General features: G+C 71.1%; 18 protein-coding genes. 16 read left to right on the top strand and 2 right to left on the bottom strand.

The features are described 5' to 3' along the window. The first annotated feature begins 62 nt into the window (after positions 1–62). The gene (locus tag ACFSZT_RS25435; protein ID WP_377385253.1) at positions 63–824 is read left to right on the top strand and encodes a CPBP family intramembrane glutamic endopeptidase; all 762 of its coding nucleotides are present in this window, start codon (positions 63–65) and stop codon (positions 822–824) included. Here ACFSZT_RS25435 and ACFSZT_RS25430 read toward each other — a convergent pair. Next, positions 821–1,588 carry a sulfite exporter TauE/SafE family protein gene (locus ACFSZT_RS25430; RefSeq protein ID WP_377384878.1) on the bottom strand — a complete coding sequence of 256 codons (768 nt, stop codon included), beginning with the start codon at positions 1,586–1,588 and terminating at the stop codon, positions 821–823. The genes ACFSZT_RS25435 and ACFSZT_RS25430 overlap by 4 nt on opposite strands. Positions 1,589–1,861: 273 nt before the next feature. On the opposite strand from ACFSZT_RS25430, the gene rpsP reads away from it, so the two are divergent. The 13 genes from rpsP (at position 1,862) to ACFSZT_RS25365 (ending at position 12,000) form a co-directional block, all read left to right on the top strand. Continuing rightward, on the top strand, positions 1,862–2,317 hold the full coding sequence (gene rpsP, locus ACFSZT_RS25425) for a 30S ribosomal protein S16 (protein WP_377384880.1): 456 nt from the start codon (positions 1,862–1,864) through the stop codon (positions 2,315–2,317). Next, entirely contained in the window at positions 2,314–2,553 is a 240-nt protein-coding gene (locus ACFSZT_RS25420; protein WP_377384881.1) for an RNA-binding protein, read from the top strand. The genes rpsP and ACFSZT_RS25420 overlap by 4 nt, the downstream gene beginning before the upstream one ends. A gap of 7 nt (positions 2,554–2,560) precedes the next feature. Beyond that, positions 2,561–3,073: a ribosome maturation factor RimM gene (gene rimM, locus ACFSZT_RS25415; RefSeq protein ID WP_377384883.1), complete on the top strand. Its 513-nt coding sequence runs from the start codon at positions 2,561–2,563 to the stop codon at positions 3,071–3,073. Next, positions 3,073–3,831, top strand: a complete 759-nt coding sequence (gene trmD, locus ACFSZT_RS25410; protein WP_377384885.1) for a tRNA (guanosine(37)-N1)-methyltransferase TrmD — start codon at positions 3,073–3,075, stop codon at positions 3,829–3,831. Before rimM ends, trmD begins: the two co-directional genes overlap by 1 nt. 134 nt (positions 3,832–3,965) lie before the next feature. Further along, positions 3,966–4,325, top strand: coding sequence for a 50S ribosomal protein L19 (gene rplS, locus ACFSZT_RS25405; protein ID WP_377384887.1), 360 nt, complete (start codon positions 3,966–3,968; stop codon positions 4,323–4,325). 42 nt (positions 4,326–4,367) lie between these two features. Further along, entirely contained in the window at positions 4,368–5,306 is a 939-nt protein-coding gene (gene lepB, locus ACFSZT_RS25400) for a signal peptidase I (RefSeq protein ID WP_377385255.1), read from the top strand. Positions 5,307–5,311: 5 nt separating this feature from the next. Next, entirely contained in the window at positions 5,312–6,115 is an 804-nt protein-coding gene (locus tag ACFSZT_RS25395) for a ribonuclease HII (RefSeq protein WP_377384889.1), read from the top strand. A 79-nt stretch (positions 6,116–6,194) separates the two neighbouring features. Then, positions 6,195–6,518, top strand: a complete 324-nt coding sequence (locus ACFSZT_RS25390) for a DUF2469 domain-containing protein (RefSeq protein WP_377384891.1) — start codon at positions 6,195–6,197, stop codon at positions 6,516–6,518. Positions 6,519–6,905: 387 nt separating this feature from the next. After that, positions 6,906–7,292 carry a YraN family protein gene (locus ACFSZT_RS25385; protein WP_377384893.1) on the top strand — a complete coding sequence of 129 codons (387 nt, stop codon included), beginning with the start codon at positions 6,906–6,908 and terminating at the stop codon, positions 7,290–7,292. Next, positions 7,292–8,803: a YifB family Mg chelatase-like AAA ATPase gene (locus ACFSZT_RS25380; RefSeq protein ID WP_377384895.1), complete on the top strand. Its 1,512-nt coding sequence runs from the start codon at positions 7,292–7,294 to the stop codon at positions 8,801–8,803. Before ACFSZT_RS25385 ends, ACFSZT_RS25380 begins: the two co-directional genes overlap by 1 nt. Next, positions 8,800–10,011, top strand: coding sequence for a DNA-processing protein DprA (gene dprA / locus ACFSZT_RS25375; protein WP_377384897.1), 1,212 nt, complete (start codon positions 8,800–8,802; stop codon positions 10,009–10,011). Before ACFSZT_RS25380 ends, dprA begins: the two co-directional genes overlap by 4 nt. Positions 10,012–10,163: 152 nt before the next feature. After that, entirely contained in the window at positions 10,164–11,132 is a 969-nt protein-coding gene (locus ACFSZT_RS25370) for a tyrosine recombinase XerC (protein WP_377385257.1), read from the top strand. Further along, positions 11,104–12,000, top strand: a complete 897-nt coding sequence (locus ACFSZT_RS25365; RefSeq protein WP_377384899.1) for a FliA/WhiG family RNA polymerase sigma factor — start codon at positions 11,104–11,106, stop codon at positions 11,998–12,000. The genes ACFSZT_RS25370 and ACFSZT_RS25365 overlap by 29 nt, the downstream gene beginning before the upstream one ends. A gap of 29 nt (positions 12,001–12,029) precedes the next feature. Here the strand turns inward: ACFSZT_RS25365 and ACFSZT_RS25360 are convergent, their stop codons facing one another. After that, on the bottom strand, positions 12,030–12,515 hold the full coding sequence (locus ACFSZT_RS25360) for a M23 family metallopeptidase (protein ID WP_377385259.1): 486 nt from the start codon (positions 12,513–12,515) through the stop codon (positions 12,030–12,032). A 1,668-nt stretch (positions 12,516–14,183) separates the two neighbouring features. Between ACFSZT_RS25360 and rpsB the strand changes: the two genes are divergently transcribed. Together rpsB and tsf are read left to right on the top strand one after the other, a co-directional pair. Next, positions 14,184–15,011 carry a 30S ribosomal protein S2 gene (rpsB, locus tag ACFSZT_RS25355; protein WP_377384901.1) on the top strand — a complete coding sequence of 276 codons (828 nt, stop codon included), beginning with the start codon at positions 14,184–14,186 and terminating at the stop codon, positions 15,009–15,011. A gap of 51 nt (positions 15,012–15,062) precedes the next feature. After that, positions 15,063–15,887, top strand: a complete 825-nt coding sequence (gene tsf, locus ACFSZT_RS25350) for a translation elongation factor Ts (protein WP_377384903.1) — start codon at positions 15,063–15,065, stop codon at positions 15,885–15,887. The last annotated feature ends 77 nt before the right edge of the window (positions 15,888–15,964 follow it).

The raw sequence follows: 15,964 nt of genomic DNA, 5'->3' as shown, positions 1-15,964 counted from the left end.
TCGCGAGGTCGGCGAGTGATCATGGGAGGACGAGCGTGACGGCACCGAATCCGGGGGAGCCGGTGCCCGGTGTCGTGCGGCCGGTGTCCGATCCGGAGGTGCCCGCGGCGCCACCGCACCGCTGGGGGTTCGGCGCGTTTCTGTTCGTGGAGGCGGTGCTACTCGCGTCCGCCGCGCTGGTCGGTGCCGTGCTCACCCGGGACGGCACGCCCGACTCGCTGCCGGTTCGTGACGTCCTCATCGGGACCATGGCGCCCACGGTGATCGCGGCGCTCACCGCGCTCGCCATCACGAAGGTGCGCGGCAACGGACCGCTGACCGACCTGCGGCTGTCGTGGCGCTGGGACGACGTGAAGCTCGGACTCAAGCTCGGTGTGCTCGGGCTGGCCTGCACGTGTGTCGGCGTGCTCGTCTGGACCGAGATCGTGGGCGAGCAGAACGCCACCTCGGCCATCGGCGCGCTCGTCGAGGACAAACCGATGTCGGTGTCGGCGGCGATCGCGATGTTCCTCTACCTGTGGCTGCTCGGGCCCATCTGCGAGGAGATCATCTACCGAGGCCTGCTGTGGGGAGCGACCGAGCGGCTCGAGTGGGGGCGCGAGAAGTGGGGCCGGGTGGCGGCGTTCGTGCTGTCGACGGCGGTGTTCGCGGTGAGCCATCTGGAGCCGTTGCGGACGTCGCTGCTGCTGGTGATCGCCGTGCCGATCGGGCTCGCGCGCCTGCTCACGGGCAGGCTGCTGGGCAGCATCGTCGCCCACCAGATGAACAACTTCCTGCCCGCCTTGGCGATCCTGCTCACCGCGCTCGGCCTCGCCGAGGCCTAGATCGCGTCCAGCCACAGCCGCACGGCCAGGCCGAGGCCGGCGAGGGCGATGGCGATGCGCAGCGGACGTTCCGGCAGCCTGCGCACGATCACGGGACCGAGCGAACTGCCCACGAGCGCGCCGACGGCCAGTGCGCCTGCCGCGGCCCAGTCGACCGGGGCCAGGAACGCGAACGCGACGGCGGCCGTGATGTTCGCGGCACCGGTCGCGATGTTCTTGACCGCGTTCGCCACGGGCAGCGGTTCGGTGAGCGACACCGACAGCACCGCGAGCATCAGCACGCCCGCGCCGGCGCCGAAGTACCCCGCGTACACCGAGACCAGCACCATCGCCCCGGCCATCGGCAGCAGCGAGCGCGGAGCCGCACCCCGCACCCGCGCCCGCGGATCCGCCGCCAGCCGTAGGCGATCCCGCACCAGCAACAGCACCGATCCCAGCGCGATGAGCCACGGCACGATCAGCTCGAACAGCCCGGCGGGGGTGGTCAGCAGCAACAGCGCACCGAGCGAGCCGCCCAGTACGGCGGCGGCGACCACCCTGAGCAGCAGGGAGCCCTGGCCCCGCAGTTCGCGCCGGGAACTCGCCCCGGCGCCGATCATCGTGGTGATCATGGCGACGGTGTTGGTCACGTTGGCGGCGATCGGCGGCAGCCCGGCGGCGAGCAGCGCGGGATAACTGAACAGGGACGCGAGCCCGGCCATCGAACCGGCGAGCCCGGCGGCCATCCCCGCGGCGACGAGCAGGGCGACGGAGTCGAGGCCCACGCGTCACGACCTTTCCAGCAGGGCAGGGGCAAGATCACCGGGAGTGGCTGTTCACCAGCGTATTCGCCCGCGCCGGGCGAGCGGGCGGCGGCACTGTCGTCCCCGCGCACGGAGCGGAGCAGGTCATCTGGCAAAATGGGAGCTTGCCCGCTCCGGACCGGGCCCTCTCACCGTGCCGGGGCGACACACATACCTGCGGGCATCTGGATCCGGCTCCCCACTCGGATCGTGTCCCGACCCGAGTAAGCGAACACGACAGGAGTACCCACACCCGTGGCCGTCAAGATCAAGCTGCAGCGCCTGGGCAAGATCCGTGCGCCGTACTACCGCATCATCGTCGCGGACGCGCGCACCCGGCGGGATGGCAAGGCCATCGAGACGATCGGCAAGTACCACCCGAAGGACGAGCCGAGCTTCATCGAGGTCGACTCCGAGCGTGCCCAGTACTGGCTGAAGGTCGGCGCCCAGCCCACCGAGCCGGTGCAGCGCATCCTGGAGATCACCGGTGACTGGCAGAAGTTCAAGGGCCTGCCTGGCGCCGAGGGCTCGCTGAAGCAGCCGGAGCCGAAGCCGTCCAAGCAGGACCTGTTCAACGCCGCGCTGGCCGCCGCCAACGAGGAGCCCTCCGCCGAGGCCGTCACGCCCAAGAAGAAGGGCGGCAAGAAGGCCGAGGACAAGGCCGAGGAGGCCGCCGAGGCCGGGGCTGAGAAGAAGGCCGACGAGGCGTGAGCTTCCTGGCCGACTCGCTCGAGCACCTGGTGCGCGGGATCGTCGACAACCCGGACGACGTTCGCGTCGACCTGGTCACCACCCGTCGTGGCCGCACCCTCGAGGTCCACGTCCACCCGGACGACCTCGGCAAGGTGATCGGCCGCGGCGGCCGTACGGCGACCGCGCTGCGCACCGTGATGGGAGCCATCGGCGGCCGGGGCGTCCGCGTCGACGTCATCGATACCGACCGCTGAGCAAGCCGTGCAGGTCGTGGTCGGCCGGGTCGCCAAGGCGCACGGCATCCGCGGAGAGGTCGCCGTGGACGTGCGCACCGACTCGCCCGAGGAACGGTTCGCCGACGGGACGGTGCTGACCGGACAGGCACGCGACGGCAGCACCACGCGACTCACCGTGGCAGCCGCCCGCTGGCACAGCGGGCGGCTGCTCATGCGTTTCGCCGAGGTACCCGATCGGACGGCCGCCGAAGAACTGCGTGGCGTGCTGCTGCTCGCGGACACCGACGCACTGCCGCCCATCGAGGATCCCGACGAGTTCTACGACCACGAACTCGAGGGGCTGCGCGCCGAATTGGCCGACGGCACCGTCGTCGGCACGGTGAAGGAGATCGTCCACCTGCCGTCGGGCGAGCTGCTCGCCCTCGACCGCGAGGGCGCCGAGGTGCTCGTCCCGTTCGTGAAGGACATCGTTCCGCACGTCGACGTGGCCGGTGGCCGGGTCGTGCTGGAGCCGCCCGAGGGTTTGCTGGACCTGTGATGCGCATCGACGTCGTCACCATCTTCCCGGAGTACCTGCAGCCGTTGCGGGCCGCGCTGCTCGGCAGGGCCATCGAGCGCGGTCTGATCGAGATCGGTGTCCACGACCTGCGCGACTGGACCCACGACGTGCACCGGGCCGTGGACGACGCGCCTTACGGCGGCGGGCCCGGCATGGTCATGAAGCCCCAGGTGTGGGGCGAGGCGCTCGACGACGTGTGCACCGAGCGCACCCGGCTCGTCGTGCCCACGCCCGCGGGCCGGCCGTTCACCCAGGAGCTCGCCCACGCCTACGCCGCCGAGGAGCACCTGGTGTTCGCGTGCGGCCGGTACGAGGGCATCGATCAGCGGGTCGTCACCGACGCCGCCCGGCGGATGCCGGTGGACGAGATCTCCATCGGCGACTACGTGCTCGTCGGCGGAGAGGCCGCGGTGCTCGTCATGGTCGAGGCGGTGGTGCGGCTGCTGCCCGGTGTGCTCGGCAACCCCGTGTCGGCCGAGCAGGACTCCTTCTCCGACGGCCTGCTGGAGGGCCCCAGCTACACGCGGCCGGAGGTGTGGCGAGAGCTCGCGGTGCCGGAGGTGCTGCGCTCGGGCAACCACGCGCTCATCGACCGCTGGCGCCGCGACCAGGCCCTCGAACGCACCTACCGCCGACGGCCCGACCTGCTGGACAAGCTCGACGAGGGCAGCCTCGACTCCCGTGATCGCGAGGTGCTGGAGCGCCTCCGTGGGGAGCCCCATGCCCGGCCGGACTAGCCCGTCTGCAATACTTGACCGGTTGGCGCGACCTGATCACGCGCCGCCGAAGCTCCTGGGCCGCCCGCTGTGAGGTCGGCGCGCGCCCGGACCATGGGAAGCCACACTGCCACAAGGACGAGGACGGACCACCGATGAACACCCTGGACGCGCTGGACGCTCAGTCGCTGCGTTCCGACATCCCCTACTTCCGCCCGGGCGACACGTTGAAGGTTCACGTCCGCGTCATCGAGGGCAACCGCGAGCGCAACCAGGTGTTCGAGGGCGTGGTCATCCGTCGTCAGGGCGGCGGCATCCGCGAGACCTTCACCGTGCGCAAGATGTCCTTCGGTGTCGGCGTGGAGCGGACGTTCCCCGTGCACTCGCCGAACATCGCGAAGATCGAGGTCGCCAAGCGCGGTGACGTCCGTCGGGCGAAGCTGTACTACCTCCGCGACCTGCGCGGTAAGGCCGCCAAGATCAAGGAGCGCCGGGAAACCCCCTCTGCCTCCTGAGTAGTCGAGCGGTTACCGTAGCCTGACCACGTGGTCGAGCCTGTGCCTTCAAACGCCGCGGAAGACGAACCGGAACGCTCGGGGGATGATCAGACCAGTCGGTCGAACTCCGGGCCCGACGGCGCCAAGCCGGAGGACGGACAGGCGGGCGCGCGGTCGCGGCGAAAGCAGAAGAAGCAGCGGTCCTTCTGGAAAGAGCTGCCGATTCTGATCGCGATCGCGCTCGTGCTGGCGTTCCTGATACAGCAGTTCCTCGCGCGGGTGTACATGATCCCGTCGGGCTCGATGGAGCAGACGCTGCACGGCTGCGCCGGTTGCACTCCGGACCGAATCCTGGTCGACAAGATCACCTACGACTTCAGTGATCCGGAACCCGGCGACGTCGTCGTCTTCCGTGGGCCGCAGGCGTGGGTGGAGAACGATCCGCCCGTCGACGATTCGGGCAACGCGGTCGCCGACTTCCTGCAGACCATCGGCTCGGTTTTCGGTCTGGCGCCGCCCGACGAGCGCGACTTCGTCAAGCGAATCATCGCCACCGGCGGGCAGAAGGTGCAGTGCTGTGACGACCAGAACCGCGTGCTGGTCGACGGTCGGCCGCTCGACGAGCCCTACCTGTATTGGGAGGGCAAGGACACCCAGGAGGAGTTCGGCCCGGTGACCGTGCCCGACGGGCATGTCTGGGTCATGGGCGACAACCGCAATAACTCCGCCGACTCGCGATACCAGGGCGGTGGCGGTGAGCGGGGCGCCGTTCCGGTCGAGAACATCATCGGCAAGGCCAGGCTGATCGTGCTGCCGCCGTCGCGGTGGGGCGTGGTGAGCGACCACAACCCGCAGGCGGAGACGGCGAACGCCCTGAGCGCGCCGGCCTGGCAACAGGGCCTTCCCCTCGGTGTGGGTGTCCTGGCCGCATGGCCGACCGTGAAGGTGGGCCGCCGAGTCGGCGCCGCGGTCGTGGGGACGGTCAGACGAGGACGGTAACGGGAGTGAGCGCCGTGTCCGCAGCAGTGCTGCGCCCACCCCGTGTGGTGATCCGGGGCGAGACGTCGTGGGCGCTGCAGAGCGCGCTGGACCGGCGCGGCCTCGGACCGGTGGCCGGTGTCGACGAAGCCGGCCGCGGGGCCTGCGCGGGGCCCCTGGTCGTGGCGGCGTGCATCCTGCGTCCCGGCGACGGCGCGCGGCTTCCCGAGCTCACCGACTCCAAGCTGCTCACGCCGCTGGCGCGGGAACGGGTGTACGAGCGGGTGGTTCGGCGTGCTCTCGACTACTCGATCGTCGTCATCCCGCCGGCCGAGGTCGACGCGCTGGGCATCCACGTCACCAACATCGAGGGCATGCGCCGTGCCGTGGCCCGGCTCGCGGTGCGACCGGGATACGTGCTGATCGACGGGTTCCGCGTGCCCGGGCTGCCGGCGCCGAGCGTGCCGGTGATCAAGGGCGACCGGGCGGTCGCGTGCGTGGCGGCGGCCTCGGTGCTCGCGAAGGTGACGCGCGACCGGATCATGGCCGACCTCCACGCCGAGCACCCGATGTACGGCTTCGACGTGCACAAGGGGTACACCACGGCCGAGCACGGCGAGGCGCTCACGGCGTACGGGCCGTGCGCGGTGCACCGCTGGTCCTACACCAACGTCGCGGTCGCCGCCAGGGCGCACGGCAAGGAGCCGCCGCACAAGGTGATGCTGACCTTGGCCGCGCTGCAGGCGCAGGCGGGGAAGAAGGCCCGGGACGACGAGCAGGAGCAGTACCTGTTCGACCTTCCCGACGCGGAAAGCGTCGTCGAGGTCTGAGGTGTTCGCGCCACCGGGCTGTCACAATGGTTGTCCGCCGGCAACGGCTTGCGAGGCTGCGAGGAGGGGCGCGAAGTAGATGAGCGCAGAGGATCTCGAGAAGTACGAGACCGAGATGGAACTGTCGCTGTACCGGGAGTACCGCGACATCGTCAGCCAGTTCTCGTACGTCGTGGAGACCGAGCGGCGGTTCTACCTGGCCAACGCTGTGGACGTGCAGGTGAGGGACAGCGGCGGCGAGGTCTATTTCGAGGTACGGATGTCGGACGCCTGGGTGTGGGACATGTACCGGCCCGCGCGGTTCGTGAAGAGCGTCCGGGTCATCACGTTCAAGGACGTCAACGTCGAGGAGCTCGAGAAGCCGGAGCTGCGGCTGCCCGAGGACGGTCCGTTCGGTACCTGAGTGATACCGGAGTGATGCCGGCCGGGCTGCGCGGGTCGGTCGTGGGCGTGTGATGTTGCGCGGCGCAGCGCCCTGGGGGTGCTGTGGTGGGCTCCTGTTGGCGTGGCTGCCCGAACTTGTCGTCCTTGGTGTGTCGTCGCGTTGCCGCGAACCGACCCGGTGTGGCCCGGTGGCAGGGCGCCGTGATTCCGGGCCCGTGCGGTTCGTTGCCGCATACCACTACCCACTGACAGTCCCGCACCGTCGCCACGCGCGCGGAGCCGGTTGTCCACATCCCCCCAGTTGTCCACAGGTTCGCCGAACAGCCCTGGCCAGCCCTTGCCCGTCCTGACACCGTCGAGGGCACAGCCGGTACAGCGCCGGCTCGGACACTGGGGGTGAAGGCGAGTGAGCATCACGCTGCACGGGACCGGCGACCGGCGATCCCATCTCGAGCTCGGCCGCCGCGGTGAGGACCTGGCGGCGGCATTCCTGCGCGAGTCCGGCCTCGTCGTGCTCAGCCGCAACTGGCGCTGCCGCGAAGGCGAGCTGGACATCGTCGCGACGGATCGCACGACGCTCATCGTGTGTGAGGTCAAAACGTGCTCGGGTACGGGTTTCGGCGAGCCGGCAGAGGCGGTGACTCAGGAGAAGATGGCCCGCATCCGCCGGATCACCGGCCATTGGCTCTCGGCCTTCCACCTCGGCTGGTGCCCGATCCGGTTCGACGTCATCGCGGTCGACTATCCGCCGGACGGTGCACCGTCCCTGCGGCACATCCCCGGAGCGTTCTGATGGCGCTCGCGCGTGCGTGGTCGGTCGCCTTGATCGGGATCGAGGGCCGACCGGTCGAGATCGAGGCCGACATCGGTGCCGGCTTGCCCGGCACGAAGCTCGTCGGGCTCCCGGACGCCGGGCTCCGCGAGGCGAAGGACCGGGTCCGTGCGGCGGTCCGCAACAGTGGCCAGCGGTGGCCGGACAGCAGCGTGACGCTAGGCCTGTCGCCCGCGAATCTGCCGAAGGTCGGCTCCGGGTACGACCTCGGTATCGCCGTGGCCGTGCTCGCCGCCTCGGGCGCCGTTCCCGCGACGAAGCTGCTCGGCACGGTGCTGCTCGGCGAGCTCGCGCTCGACGGCCGCGTCCGTCCGGTGCGGGGTGTGTTGCCTGCCCTCCTCGCGGCACGCAAGTCCGGGTACCGGCGTGCCGTCGTCGCCGTCGAGTCGCTTTTCGAAGGGGCGCTCGTGGCGGGGATCGAGGTGGCGGGTGCGGCGCGGCTCGACGAGGTCATCGCCTGGCTGCGGGACGAGGAGCCTCTGACCCCGCCCGAGGCGCCCGATCCGGTGGCACCGGCTGCGGTGCCCGATCTCGCGGACGTCGTCGGGCAGCCCGAGGCGCGGTGGGCGCTGGAGGTCGCTGCGGCAGGCGGCCACCACCTCCTGATGACGGGCCCGCCCGGGGTCGGCAAGACGATGCTCGCCACCCGGTTGCCGGGCCTGCTCCCGCAACTGAGCGACGAGGATGCCCTCGAGGTCACGGCCGTGCATTCCGTCGACGGCACCCTCGAACCGACGTCGCCCCTGATGCGGGTGCCGCCGTTCGTCGCGCCGCATCACTCGATCTCGATGGCCGCACTCGTCGGTGGCGGCAGTGGACTGGCCATGCCCGGTGCCATCAGCAAGGCCCACCGCGGTGTGCTGTTCCTCGACGAGGCCGCCGAGCTCGGGAGTGAGCGGCTCGAGTCGTTGCGCACGGTCCTCGAGGACGGGGAGGTGCGGATCGCCCGGGCCCGCGGCGTGGTGCGCTACCCGGCCAGCTTCCAGCTCGTACTGGCGACCAATCCCTGCCCGTGTGCACCACCTCGGGAGACGGAGTGTTCCTGCACTCCCGCGGCGCGACGGCGCTACCAGGCCAGGCTGTCGGGACCGCTGCTCGACCGTGTCGACCTGCGGGTCCGGATGCGGCCGATGACGGCGATGGGCGCGCACGAGGTCAGCTCCATCGAGTCGACCGCCGAGGTGCGCGAACGTGTGGTGGCAGCCAGGGAGCGGGCGGCCAAGCGCTGGTCGGGTCGGGGCTGGCAGACCAACGCCGAGGTACCCGGTCCGGCGCTGCGGCGGGAGTTCGCGTTGCCCGCCCGCGTGACGAGGCTGCTGGATCGCAGCCTCGACCGTGGAGCCATTACCGCCCGTGGCGCCGATCGGTGCCTGCGCATCGCGTGGACGCTCGCCGACCTCGCCGAGGCGGACGTTCCGGACGCCGACCACGTGGCCGCCGCGCTCGAGTTCCGTGATCGGAGAGCCGCATGAGCGCCGAGCGGCTCGCGCGGGCGTATCTGCTGCGGGTCGCCGAGCCGCCCGCTCCCGCGGTGGTCGCCTTCGTTGCCCGGCACGGCCCCGTGGAATCCGCCGAGCTGATCCGGCGCGGCGACGTGCCGGACGCGGTCGCCCAGGAGACCACGGCGCGGCGGGAGCTCGACCTGGCGCGCGAGGACCTCGCCTGGGCGGCGCGGGAGGGCTACCGGCTGGTGACCCCGGAGGACGACGAGTGGCCTGCGTGGCCTCTCCTCTGCCTCGACGTGGCAACCGGGCGCGGTGTTCGCGACGTCGCGGCGCCGCTGGCGTTGTGGGTGCGTGGCGCCGCGCGTCTCGACGAGGCGGCCACCGACGCCGTCGCGATCGTCGGGGCCAGGGCGGCCACGGAGTACGGCGAGCACACCGCCGCCGACCTCGCGTACACGCTGGCGCATGAGCAGACCGCCGTGTTCTCCGGGGCGGCCTACGGGATCGACGGTGCCGCTCATCGTGGGGCGTTGTCGGCTGGCGGCGTGACCGTTGCCGTGCTCGGCTGTGCCCTCGACGCGGGATACCCGGCAGGCCATGTCGGGCTGTTGAACCGGGTCGCGGCGGGCGGTGCCGTCGTCAGCGAGTACCCGCCCGGCACGCCGCCTGCCCGCCATCGCTTCCTCGTGCGCAACCGGCTGATAGCCGCGCTGACCGCGGGCACGGTCGTCGTCGAAGCCGGGCGCCGCAGCGGTGCGCGCAACACGGCGGCCACGGCGGGAGCGCTCGGCAAGGTGGTGATGGCCGTGCCTGGACCGGTCGGGTCGGCGGCGTCGGTGGGGTGCCACCAGCTGATCCGGGATGCGCACGCCACCCTCGTCGCGTCGGCGTCCGATGTGCTCGACACGGTCGGCCGTCTGGGGACCAGCCGGCCCGAGGGAGCCGGTCGTCCGCGCCGACGGACCGATGGCCTCGGGCCGCAGGCACTGCGGGTGCACGAGGCGCTGGGGGAGCGCCGCGGTAAGTCGCCCGAGGGCATCGCCACCGAGTCCGGAGTCCCGCTGGCTCGGGTGCGTGCACTCCTTCCGGAGCTGGAGCTGGCCGGGCTCAGTGAGCGGTGCGAGTCGGGCTGGCGGCGGAGCCGAAGCGGTGCCGATCCGGAGTCCGGTCAGACCGGGATCCGGGCGGGTCAAGACGGCAGCCCGGGACTCATGAGGGTGAGGACGGATGGATGAATTCCGATAGGCGCGGTTGTTGCGGGTTGATCATGGGGGCGTGGCGATGCTTGACCATCGGCGTGACGTAGCGCAGCGTCGCCCACATGGCGTCATCGACTGCTCGCGGACCGGGATGGGGGCGGGCCGGCGCGGCGCGGGGGCGTACCGACCTGCGGTGGCTCCGGGCCGCGCTGCCGCCGCGTGCCGCCGGCCTCGTCGACGACTACGAGCGGCATCTGATGTCCGAGCGGGGCCTGTCCGACCACACCGTCAGGGCGTATCTGGGTGACGTCGTCTCGCTCCTCGGTTTCCTGCACGGTGTCGAGCGCGACGACACCGACGAGGCTCGCCCGGGCGGTACGGACGGCCTCGACGGGCTGGACGTCGACGTGCTCCGCGCCTGGCTCGCCGACCAGCGTGGCAGCGGGCGTAGCCGCACCACACTGGCCAGACGCGCCGCGGCGGCCCGGACGTTCACCGCGTGGGCGCAGCGTGAGGGCCTGATCGCGGCCGACCCGGGCGCACGGCTGGTGGCGCCGCGGGCCCACCGGAAGCTGCCGGGTGTGCTGCGCCCCGACCAGGCAGGTGAGGTCATGCGCGCCTCCGCTGCCGGTGCCGCGGAGCGGGACCCGGTCGGGCTCCGGGACCACGCGCTGCTGGAACTGCTGTACGCGACCGGCATCCGGGTTGCCGAACTCTGTGGTTTGGACGTGGACGACGTGGAATTCTCGCGCCGAGTCGTGCGGGTGTTCGGCAAGGGCAGCAGGGAACGGATGGTGCCCTTCGGGCAACCTGCCGAGCGCGCGCTGCGTGCGTGGATCGAGGGGGGTCGTCCCGGACTTGCCACAGGGTCGTCAGGTGCGGCCTTGTTCCTCGGCGTCAGGGGACGGCGTATCGACCCGAGGACGGTGCGGAAAGTGGTGCACGAGGCCGTGGAAACGGTGCCGGGAGCGGCCGACATGGGCCCACACGGCCTGCGGCACTCGGCGGCGACCCATCTGCTGGAAGGTGGAGCCGACCTCCGCAGCGTTCAGGAATTACTCGGTCACGCTACGCTAGCCACGACGCAGCTCTACACCCACGTGACCGTCGAGCGGCTGAAGGCGATTCATGACCGAACCCACCCCCGCGCCCAATGACGTCGGTGGAGTTACGGCTGACACGGTGCCGCGGCAGGACCGCCATCCCGGCAATGGTGGGCCGGTGACTGCGCCGCCGCCGACCGAGCAGCGCCAGGACGGAGCCGACGCCGAGTCGACGATCCAGGCGTTGTGGCAGGAGTTCACCCGCGCGCCGTCGCAGCGCATCCGCGACCGCCTTGTGCTGCACTACGCGCCGCTCGTCAAGTACGTCGCCGGACGCGTGGGTACGGGCCTGCCCACGCACGTGGACGTGGCCGACCTGATCCAGTCGGGCATCTTCGGACTCGTCGACGCGATCGAGAAGTTCGACCCCGACCGCGGCCTGCGCTTCGAGACCTACGCCATGCAGCGCATTCGCGGTGCCATCCTCGACGATCTGCGCTCGCAGGACTGGGTACCGCGGGTCGTGCGCAGCCGTGCGCGCGAGGTCGAACGCGCCCTCGATCGGCTGGGCGCACGGTTGCGCCGCACACCCACCGACGCGGAACTCGCGGCCGAGCTGGGCATCTCGCTCGGTGAGCTGCGCGACCTGTACGACCAGCTCCGGCTGACCAGTGTCGTGGCGCTGGAGGACCTGGTCTCCGCGGGACGGGACAGTGGCTCGCTGGTGGACTCGCTGCCCGACGACGACGCCGTCGACCCCGCCGCCGTCCTGGTCGACCGCGACAACCGCCGGCAGCTGGCCGAGGCGATCGCACAGCTCAGTGAGCGTGACCGGATCGTGGTGAGCTTGTACTACTTCGAAAGCCTCACGCTCGCCGAGATCGGGAAGGTGCTCGGCGTGACCGAGTCGCGCGTCAGCCAGCTCCATACGCGCGCCGTGCTCCGCCTGCGCGCCAAACTGATGGAACAGGCCACCGTCTGACGGGCCCGCCTCCCGGCACTGTCGCGGAGTCATGGTGCGCTGCCCGGCCACGGCTTGAGGCGGATCGCCGCGTTCGTCATCACCAGCCTCAGCGGATCGAGGTACTCCGTGCCCCGGCGGACGCCCCAATGCAGACACGCCGCCTGCGGACAGCCGGGATGCCCGCGTTCCACCGTGCCGATGACCTGCCCCTGATACACCTGGTCACCGGCGGCGACCGTCGGCCGCACCGGCTCATAGGTCGTGCGCAGGCCGCCGTCGTGTTCGACCGACACCACGCCGCGTCCGGCCAGCGTCCCCGCGAACACGACGTAGCCTGCCCCGGCTGCCAGCACCTGTTGGCCGGGCACCGCGGCGAGGTCCACCCCGCGATGGCCGGGACCGTAGTCGGTGTCCGGAGCATCGAATGGTCTGCTCACGGTCGGCCGGGGAGACAGCGGCCAGCGGAACCGTGGCTCGGTGATCGGGTCTGGTGGTGCCGCCAGTGCGGTGTTGCCGTGCCTGGCGCTCGGCAGGTTTGTCGGCGCGGCCGGATATCGGGGCGCGTCCAGTGTCGGCAGGGCGGACCCTGCGACCGGTGGCGGGCCCGAGACCGGAAGCTCGGTCGGTTGCGCGGTCTCGGACGCGAGGCGACCGAAAGTGTCGACCAGGGCGGGATCGATGACTTCGCCCAGGAGGTAGCCGATGACCCCGGCGCCGTGCCCGCCGGGCGCGCTGGTCGTCGACCGGCTGACAGCGAGGATCCCGAAGCCGAGCAACAGGGGCTGCGCGATCCCGGGGATCGTGGGGATTCGCAGCCGGCGAGGCTGCCCGTCGGGTGGCGCCGTATGGCCGCTGACGCCAGACGGTGCCTGGGCTGGGGCCTGCGGTGTGACGATCCGCGGGTCGGCTGCTGCCACGCCAAGCGGCGGTGTGGTGGCTTGGGCCTGGGATGGCGGTGCCGCCATGCCCGGCGGCGGTGTGGCAGCCGGAGGGTGGAGGGACGCTGCCGCGGCGTCGCGCGCCGGCGCCGCCTCGGCACGTGAGGTCTTGGAGCGTGGAATCGCGGTGGTCGGAATGGCCGCGGTAGGTGAAACGTCGGCGGCCGGAACGGCGACCGACGCCGGGCCGTCGGGGGATGTGAACGATGCGTCGGCGGGCGAGGTGAAGGTCGGGCCGGCGGGCGAGGTGAAGGTCGGGCCGGCGGCGGTGGACAACGCTGTCTCGGCTGGGGAGGTGAACGCTGTCTCGGCTGGGGATGTGAGCGGTGTGCCGGCGGGGGATGGGCTCGCGGCCGAGACGGCGTCAAGCGCCCGGGCGAGCACCGGGCTCGGCACCGCCGCGGTGCATGTCATCAGCCCGACCAGCGCGAGCGCGGTGACCGTCATCCCGAACGAGATGCCCAGGAGGTGGTGCCTGCCGGTCCCTGCGCGTCGCCGGACCGCTGGCCGGCGCCGGACCGCTGGCCGGCGCCGGACCGCCGAATGGTGCCCGGCGGCCAGGCGGTGCAGGGTGGCCAGGCGGTGCGGGCGGGCCCGGCCGGGGCCAGCCGCTGCCGGACGACAGCCACTGGCCGAGCGGTGTCGTGTGGAGTGGCGCCGAGCGGCGGGGTCATGCGTGGTTGCCGTGTCTTGGACGACCACTGCCGAGTGGCGCCCGAGCCTGCTGACCGGACACGCACCCGCCGACGAGCGCCGGCCACGCCGCCTGGGGACGTCATGGCTGGTCAGGACGCCGAGTCTGGCCATCGCGCCGGACGCCGGCTTCCCGGACGTCGTTGCCGAACCCCGCCTGGCCACCTGCCCGGGCCGGTGGCCGAGCCATCCGAATACGGTCACGCAGCCAGCCTGGATGCGCGGGCGGCCGAGCAGCCCACGCGCGGCGAATCTGTGGACAACCGGCCCTGATGTGGACAACTCCCACCGGCGAGCCCGCCGGTTCGATAACCACCAGTGGGTCGGCGTACACTATTGGGCGCAGTCTGTGTGCTCACAGGCTGACTTCGCGTGCACGTGCGCGCTCCGCCCGAGCGATCGGGTGTGGAGCAACGGTGCCCGGCGGTCTCCCAGATCGACACAGTGATCCGGGAGTCCGGACCCCGGCACGGCACCAGGGCGGCTGACCACCCGGCCAGTCGCGACAACCGGTCCGCGTGCCGAGCGAGATGCCCGGCACGCCAACACAGAAGAGGTGCGAATCCGGCCATGGCCGTCGTCACCATGAAGCAGCTGCTCGATTCCGGCGTGCACTTCGGGCACCAGACCCGGCGCTGGAATCCGAAGATGAAGCGCTACATCCTCACTGAGCGCAACGGCATCTACATCATCGACCTGCAGCAGACGCTGAGCTACATCGACCGCGCGTTCGAGTTCGTCAAGGAGACGGTCGCGCACGGTGGCACGATCCTGTTCGTCGGCACGAAGAAGCAGGCGCAGGAGGCCATCGCCAACGAGGCGCAGCGCGTGGGCATGCCCTTCGTCAACCAGCGCTGGCTCGGCGGCATGCTGACCAACTTCCAGACCGTCCACAAGCGCCTGCAGCGTCTGAAGGAGCTGGAGTCGCAGGAGCAGACCGGCGGCTTCCAGGGCCTGACCAAGCGCGAGATCCTCACGCTGACCCGCGAGAAGGACAAGCTGGAGAAGACCCTCGGCGGTATCCGCGACATGTCCAAGGTGCCCAGCGCCATCTGGATCGTGGACACCAAGAAGGAGCACATCGCCGTCGGCGAGGCGCGCAAGCTCAACATTCCGGTCGTGGCGATCCTGGACACCAACTGCGACCCGGACGAGGTCGACTACCCGATCCCGGGTAACGACGACGCGATCCGCTCGGCCGCGCTGCTGACCAAGGTCGTCGCCGAGGCCGCTGCCGCGGGCCTGATGGCGCGCTCCGGCCGCAACGGTGCCGCCGCCGAGGGCGAGGACAAGCCCGAGGCCGTCGCGTCGGGCGAGCCGCTCCCCGAGTGGGAGCAGGAGCTACTGGCCGGCTCCGAGGCTGCCGGGCAGACCGCCGGGCAGAGCTCCGCTTCCTGAGAACACCCACCGACCACCTGCGCATCCCGCGACAGAGAACGGAAACGCACGATGGCGAACTACACCGCGGCAGACGTCAAGCGCCTCCGCGAACTCACCGGCGCCGGCATGATGAACTGCAAGAAGGCGCTGGACGAGAGCGACGGCGACTTCGACAAGGCCGTCGAATACCTGCGCATCAAGGGCGCGAAGGACGTCGGCAAGCGTGCCGAGCGCGCGACCGCCGAGGGCCTCGTCGCCGGTGACGGCGGCGTCCTGATCGAGCTCAACTCCGAGACGGACTTCGTCGCGAAGAACGACGAGTTCCAGCAGCTCGCCGACAAGATCGTCGAGGCGGCCAAGAAGCTGCGCACCGACGACGTCGAGAAGCTCAAGGCGGCCGAGGTGGACGGCAAGACCGTCAACGAGCTCGTCCAGGAGCTCTCGGCCAAGATCGGCGAGAAGCTGGAGGTCCGGCGCGTCGCGTCGTTCGACGGCCAGGTCACCACGTACCTGCACCGGCGTGGTGCGGGCCTGCCCCCGGCGGTCGGCGTGCTCGTCGAGTACACCGGCGAGGGTGACGGCGCCGCCGAGGCCGCCCGCAACGCCGCCCTGCAGGTCGCGGCCCTCAAGCCGAAGTACCTGACCCGCGACGACGTCCCCGCCGAGCTGGTGGAGAACGAGCGCCGCATCGCCGAGCAGACCGCTCGCGAGGAGGGCAAGCCGGAGCAGGCCCTGCCCAAGATCATCGAGGGCAAGGTCAACGCGTTCTTCAAGGACGTCGTGCTCCTGGAGCAGCCGTCTGTCACCGACAACAAGAAGAACGTGAAGTCGCTGCTCGACGCGGCCGGTGTCACCGTGACCCGGTTCGTCCGCTTCGAGGTCGGCCAGCCGTAGTCTCGATCGGCAGGCACATGTGCCCCGTCTCCCGCCAGTTTGGAGGCGGGGCACATGTGTGAGACACCGCAGCACAG

This window comes from Prauserella oleivorans (genome assembly GCF_042685745.1).
Lineage (GTDB): Bacteria > Actinomycetota > Actinomycetes > Mycobacteriales > Pseudonocardiaceae > Prauserella_A > Prauserella_A oleivorans.
The sequence above is the reverse complement of the archived record's forward strand: the minus strand, read 5'-3'. Positions and strand labels throughout refer to the sequence as shown.

What these genes read in the sequence shown, in the direction of transcription:
- trmD (WP_377384885.1), top strand. Translation starts at nt 3,073, where the DNA reads ATGCGCATCGACGTCGTCACCATCTTCCCGGAGTACCTGCAGCCGTTG.
- rplS (WP_377384887.1), top strand. Translation starts at nt 3,966, where the DNA reads ATGAACACCCTGGACGCGCTGGACGCTCAGTCGCTGCGTTCCGACATC.
- ACFSZT_RS25390 (WP_377384891.1), top strand. Translation starts at nt 6,195, where the DNA reads ATGAGCGCAGAGGATCTCGAGAAGTACGAGACCGAGATGGAACTGTCG.
- ACFSZT_RS25380 (WP_377384895.1), top strand. Translation starts at nt 7,292, where the DNA reads ATGGCGCTCGCGCGTGCGTGGTCGGTCGCCTTGATCGGGATCGAGGGC.
- dprA (WP_377384897.1), top strand. Translation starts at nt 8,800, where the DNA reads ATGAGCGCCGAGCGGCTCGCGCGGGCGTATCTGCTGCGGGTCGCCGAG.
- ACFSZT_RS25365 (WP_377384899.1), top strand. Translation starts at nt 11,104, where the DNA reads ATGACCGAACCCACCCCCGCGCCCAATGACGTCGGTGGAGTTACGGCT.
- rpsB (WP_377384901.1), top strand. Translation starts at nt 14,184, where the DNA reads ATGGCCGTCGTCACCATGAAGCAGCTGCTCGATTCCGGCGTGCACTTC.
- tsf (WP_377384903.1), top strand. Translation starts at nt 15,063, where the DNA reads ATGGCGAACTACACCGCGGCAGACGTCAAGCGCCTCCGCGAACTCACC.